Below are 4,910 nucleotides of genomic sequence, written 5' to 3'. Positions count from 1 at the left end.
CCCAGGCGCAGGGGGCGCTGTCCAGGCTGGGGGCGGTGGCCGAACGCGCGCGGCTGCGTGAGGTGCCGGGCAAGGCGGCATCCGGTTATCGCGTGCTGATCCCGGCAGCGGCCACCCGCGATGAGGCCCAGGCCACCGTCAAGCGTATTGTCGAGGCCGGCTTCAGTGACTACTTCATCATCGCCCAGGGGGATGATGCCAATGCGGTGGCGCTGGGCCAGTACCGCAATCGCGAAGGCGCCGAGCGCCGCCAGGCGGCGCTGACGGCAGCGGGGTTTCCCGCCAGGCTGGTCGCCAATGGCAGTGAAACGCCGCCCAGCTGGTGGATCGATGCGAGCGTGGCGGCAGGCTCCAGCCCCGCGGTGCTGGCGCAGCGCAGCGGCGCGGCGCAACAACAATCGCTGGATTGCACCCGGCTACGCTAGAATGGCGCCCCGCCGGTCCAGTGATCCGGCGGGTTTGCGCGCTGTGATGGCGTAAACTGTCCGCGCGGCTGCAATGGCTCGCCGGACGCACAATCTTGCCGCTTTAGCTCAGTTGGTAGAGCAACTGTCTTGTAAACAGTAGGTCATCCGTTCGATTCGGATAAGCGGCACCACCCTTCCCTTCCGTTTGCCTCCTGCTGCGCTGCCGCGAGGCGTTCGTGCGGCTGCTCGCTAGACTGCGCTGATTTGCAATGGAGGTATCGGTATGGCCGTTTTTCGTCCCGTGTCGCTGATCGGGGTACCCACGGATGTGGGGGCCGGCCATCGCGGAGCCCGTCTGGGGCCCGAGGCGCTGCGCATTGCAGGCTTGCCGGAGGCCCTGGTCGCGCGCGGTGTGGAGGTGCGTGATGTGGGCAATCTGCAGGGGCCGCGCAATCCCTGGAGCGGGCCGGTGCACGGCTACCGGCATCTGGATGAAGTGGTGGCCTGGAACAGGGCGCTGATGGAGGCGACCTACGCCGAACTGGCCGATGGACGCCTGCCGATCATGCTCGGTGGCGATCATTGCCTGGGCATCGGCTCGATCACCGCGGTGGCACGCTGGTGCCGCGAGCAGGGCAAACAGCTGCGCGTGCTGTGGCTGGATGCGCATTCGGATTTCAACACCTCCGAGGTCACGCCCTCAGGCAACATCCACGGCATGCCGGTGGCCTGCCTGTGCGGACTGGGCCCGGATGCGTTGACCCGGCTGGGAGGGAATGCGCCGGCGATCTCGCCGCAGCAGGTGCGACAGATCGGCATCCGTTCGGTGGATGCCGAGGAAAAGCGCCTGATCAAGCAGCACCACGTCGATGTCTACGACATGCGCTATATCGATGAGACCGGGATGAAGCGCACCCTGCAGCAGGCATTGGCCGGCATCGACGCCAATACCCACCTGCATGTCAGTTTCGATGTGGATTTCCTGGATCCGAGCATCGCGCCCGGCGTCGGCACCACGGTGCCCGGTGGTCCCAACTATCGCGAAGCACAGCTGGTGATGGAAATGATCGCCGACACCGGTCTGATGGGATCGCTGGACATCGTCGAGCTCAATCCCTTGCTGGATCACCACAACAAGACCGCCGAGCTGGCGGTGGATCTGGTGGAAAGCCTGTTCGGAAAGTCCACGCTGATGCGGGGCTGAGCCTGAACGCACCGGGCCGCTGTTCACGCCCACTGCACAGCGCACTCGCCAGATTCACCTGCACCTGCGGGCAGGTCGCTGCGGATGTCCGCCGCCGGCTCCCGCCAGATGCAAAGGAGAAGTCGGATGAAGCGAGTGCTGATGTTGGCCCTGCTGGGGCTGTTTTCGGTCGGAATGCTCAGTGGTTGCAACACCGTTGCCGGTGCCGGCAAGGATATGCAGAAGGCGGGAGAGAAGGTGGAAGACAAGGCCGGCGATTGCAGTGACGGCAAGTGCTGACGGCAGTGCTTTGCGGCAAGACTTGGGTGTCTACTCACAACAGGAGAAAAACATGAAGCGTCTGGTTGCTCTGGTGCTGGTGTCGATGTTCTCGATGGCGATGCTGTCGGCCTGCAACACGGTTGCCGGTGCCGGCAAGGATGTGCAGAAGGCCGGTGAGAAGGTCGAGGATGCTGCCAAGGGTCATTGATCCGGCAGGTACCTGTTCGAGTTCAAGCAACAAGGCCGGCACTGCCGGCCTTGTTGCGTTATACGAGGTCAGACGTTGAAGCTGAAGCTGAAGCATCGTTCACCGACATCAGCATGGGCCAACGAAGCGTGGACCTGATGCCAACATCGTCGCTGCCATGGTGGTCCCACGCGAACCAACCGCGTATCCCCCGAAAGGAGCAACGTAATGAATAAAGACATCATTTCCGGCAAGTGGACCCAGCTCAAGGGCAAGGTGCAGGCCAAGTGGGGCGACATCACCGATGACGACATGAAGGTGGCCGAAGGCAACGCCGAATATCTGAGCGGGCGCCTGCAGGAACGTTATGGCTGGGCCAAGGATCGCGCTGAGAGCGAGGTGCGTGATTTCGAAAAGGCCCTGCACAAGGAATATCCGGATTACCACTGAGCGCCTTCGCGCAGGTGATTGAAGAAGGGCCGCAGCGATGCGGCCCTTCCTGTAAGGGCACGCAGGGCGGGTGTGGGTGCGTTGATCGGTACTGGACCTCCGGGAGGAATTACCGGCGATGGGATGCCGGTGCTACCGCTCGCGGCACGTACGAAGTCCCGCATCAGGCGGGGCGGCTCGCCTCGCGGTCCGCCGCGGACTTGGAGCCCCACAGGGTGCGATGCCGCACAACACGCGGGCGCACAGACCGTGCATGGCCAGCTCCCGGGCAGTGAACGGCCCGTCGAACACGCGGATGGGGGCGGCGACGGGGACCGGCGGGGTTACACTGGCCGGGTTCATTCCTCTGTCACCCTTGCGTTCATGACTACCCGCGTCCTTACCGGCATCAAGCCTCCGGCACCCCGCACATCGGCAATTACCTGGGGGCGATCCGCCCGGCCATCGCCGCCAGCCGCGCTGCCGACACGGAAAGCTTCTTCTTCCTGGCCGACCTGCACAGCCTGATCAACACCCAGGATCCACTGCGCGTGCAGCGCTCCACCCTGGAGATCGCCGCCAGCTGGCTGGCCGCGGGGCTGGACCCGGACAAGGTGTGGTTCTACCGGCAGAGCGATATTCCGGAAATCACCGAGCTGACTGGTACCTGACCACGGTCGCCAGCAAGGGCCTGCTCAACCGCGCCCACGCCTACAAGGCGGCGGTGGACAAGAACCGCGAGGAAGGCGTCGACGAGGACGCCGGTGTCACCGCCGGCCTGTACATGTACCCGGTGCTGATGGCCGCCGATATCCTGGTGTTCGGTGCCAACAAGGTGCCGGTCGGCCGCGACCAGATCCAGCACATCGAGATGGCGCGCGACTTCGGCCAGCGCTTCAACCATGTCTACGGCAAGGACTATTTCGTGCTGCCGGAAGCGGTGATCGACGAGGCGGTGGCCACCTTGCCGGGCCTGGACGGCCGCAAGATGAGCAAGAGCTACGACAACGTGATTCCGCTGTTCGCCCCGCGCGAGGAGCTGAAGAAACTGGTGTTCTCGGTGCTGACCGATTCGCGTGCGCCGGGCGAGCCCAAGAGCACCGAGGGCTCGGCGCTGTTCCAGATGTACCAGGCCTTCGCCAGCGCCGAGCAGACCGCCGCGTTCGCCCAGGCGTTCGCCGACGGCATCGCCTGGGGCGAGGCCAAGGCGCAGGTGTTCGAACGCATGGACGCCGAGCTGGCGCCGCTGCGCGAGCGCTACAACGCGCTGATGGCCGAGCCGGCCAAGATCGAGGCGCTGCTGCGCCAGCGCGGCCAGCAGCTGCGCGAGCAGTTCGCCATTCCGCTGCTCAAGCAGCTGCGCGAAGCGGTGGGCCTGCGCGACCTGTCCACCATCGGCCAGACGGCGAAGGCCGAAGCGGTGGCCAAGGTGGCGCTGCCGTTGTTCAAGCAGTACCGCGAGAAGGACGGCCGCTTCTACTTCAAGCTGCTCGATGGCGACGGCCAGCTGCTGATCCAGAGCGAAGGCTTCGACTCGCCACGCGATGCCGGCCAGCTGATCGCCGTGCTCAAGCAGGCCGAGCAGGGCGATGCGCTGCAGAGCGAGCTGTTCAAGGTCGAAGGCGAAGTGGAGCCGGTGCTGGCCGCGCTGGCCGCGCTGCGCGAGGCCGCCGCCAAGGATTGACCCGTTACCTGGAAGGAGCACGTCGATGGCCTGGTTGTCGTTGTTGTTGTTCTTTCCCTGGTTCTGCGTGGTGGGCGCGCTGTACTGGTGGTTTCCGCGCCAGCCGCGCCATCGCGCCCGCAGGCTGTTTGATGCCGTGATGCTGGGGCTGGCCTTGCTGGTCAGCACCGGCTTCATGCTGTGGGGTTACCGGGTGGGCGCGGCGGAAGGGGCCGCGGGCCTGTGGAAGCAGATCCTGGCGGTGCTGTACGCCTATGGCGGCTTCCTGGCGGTGATGGTGCTGGCGCTGCTGCTGCGCCCGCGGGTGCTCGTGCACTGATCCGGCGGCTGCGACCAAGGTGCAGTGGAAGCGGCCGGCAACGGCTGGCAGGATCGAAGATCGCCTTCCCGGAGCTGCCCGATGTCCGTCGACCCTGGCATCCACACCATCGACACCGCGTTCCAGCGCGATCATTTCGATGCGGCCTATCTGCTTGTGCACGGGGGACGCGGCGCGTTCATCGATTGCGGCACCACGCATTCGCTGCCGAGCCTGCTGGCCGCGGTGCACGGGGCCGGACTGCAGCCGGCCGATATCGACTGGCTGATCCTCACCCATGTGCATCTGGACCACGCCGGCGGTGCCGGCGCGCTGCTGCAGCACCTGCCCAACGCGCAGCTGGTGGTGCATCCGCGCGGCGCGGCGCACATGATCGATCCGGCGCGGCTGATTGCCGGTGCCGCCGCGGTCTATGGCGA

7 protein-coding genes, 1 tRNA gene and 1 pseudogene are annotated in these 4,910 nt (G+C 65.6%); all 9 read left to right on the top strand.

The features are described from left to right. On the top strand, positions 1-425 hold a 425-nt coding region (locus tag JCM9942_RS10920; protein WP_172675098.1), incomplete at its 5' end, for an SPOR domain-containing protein. Between the two features lie 97 nt (positions 426-522). Beyond that, positions 523-598: transfer RNA gene (locus JCM9942_RS10915), tRNA-Thr, on the top strand. Positions 599-690: 92 nt separating this feature from the next. Further along, positions 691-1,611: an arginase gene (gene rocF, locus JCM9942_RS10910; protein WP_054659631.1), complete on the top strand. Its 921-nt coding sequence runs from the start codon at positions 691-693 to the stop codon at positions 1,609-1,611. A 126-nt stretch (positions 1,612-1,737) separates the two neighbouring features. Then, on the top strand, positions 1,738-1,890 hold the full coding sequence (locus tag JCM9942_RS10905) for an entericidin A/B family lipoprotein (RefSeq protein WP_054659629.1): 153 nt from the start codon (positions 1,738-1,740) through the stop codon (positions 1,888-1,890). A gap of 52 nt (positions 1,891-1,942) precedes the next feature. Then, the gene (locus tag JCM9942_RS10900) at positions 1,943-2,080 is read left to right on the top strand and encodes an entericidin A/B family lipoprotein (protein ID WP_054659628.1); all 138 of its coding nucleotides are present in this window, start codon (positions 1,943-1,945) and stop codon (positions 2,078-2,080) included. 207 nt (positions 2,081-2,287) lie between these two features. Beyond that, complete coding sequence (locus tag JCM9942_RS10895) at positions 2,288-2,509, top strand: CsbD family protein (protein ID WP_054659626.1); 222 nt, start codon at positions 2,288-2,290, stop codon at positions 2,507-2,509. 363 nt (positions 2,510-2,872) lie between these two features. Continuing rightward, a pseudogene (locus tag JCM9942_RS10890) lies at positions 2,873-4,172 on the top strand (tryptophan--tRNA ligase). A gap of 25 nt (positions 4,173-4,197) precedes the next feature. Beyond that, positions 4,198-4,491 carry a hypothetical protein gene (locus JCM9942_RS10885; RefSeq protein ID WP_054659624.1) on the top strand — a complete coding sequence of 98 codons (294 nt, stop codon included), beginning with the start codon at positions 4,198-4,200 and terminating at the stop codon, positions 4,489-4,491. A gap of 81 nt (positions 4,492-4,572) precedes the next feature. Beyond that, positions 4,573-4,910: MBL fold metallo-hydrolase (locus JCM9942_RS10880; RefSeq protein WP_157722876.1), on the top strand; the 338-nt coding region annotated here is incomplete at its 3' end.

The organism is Stenotrophomonas pictorum JCM 9942 (assembly GCF_001310775.1).
Taxonomy (GTDB): Bacteria; Pseudomonadota; Gammaproteobacteria; order Xanthomonadales; family Xanthomonadaceae; genus Stenotrophomonas; species Stenotrophomonas pictorum.
This window is presented reverse-complemented; position numbering and strand designations above follow the sequence as displayed.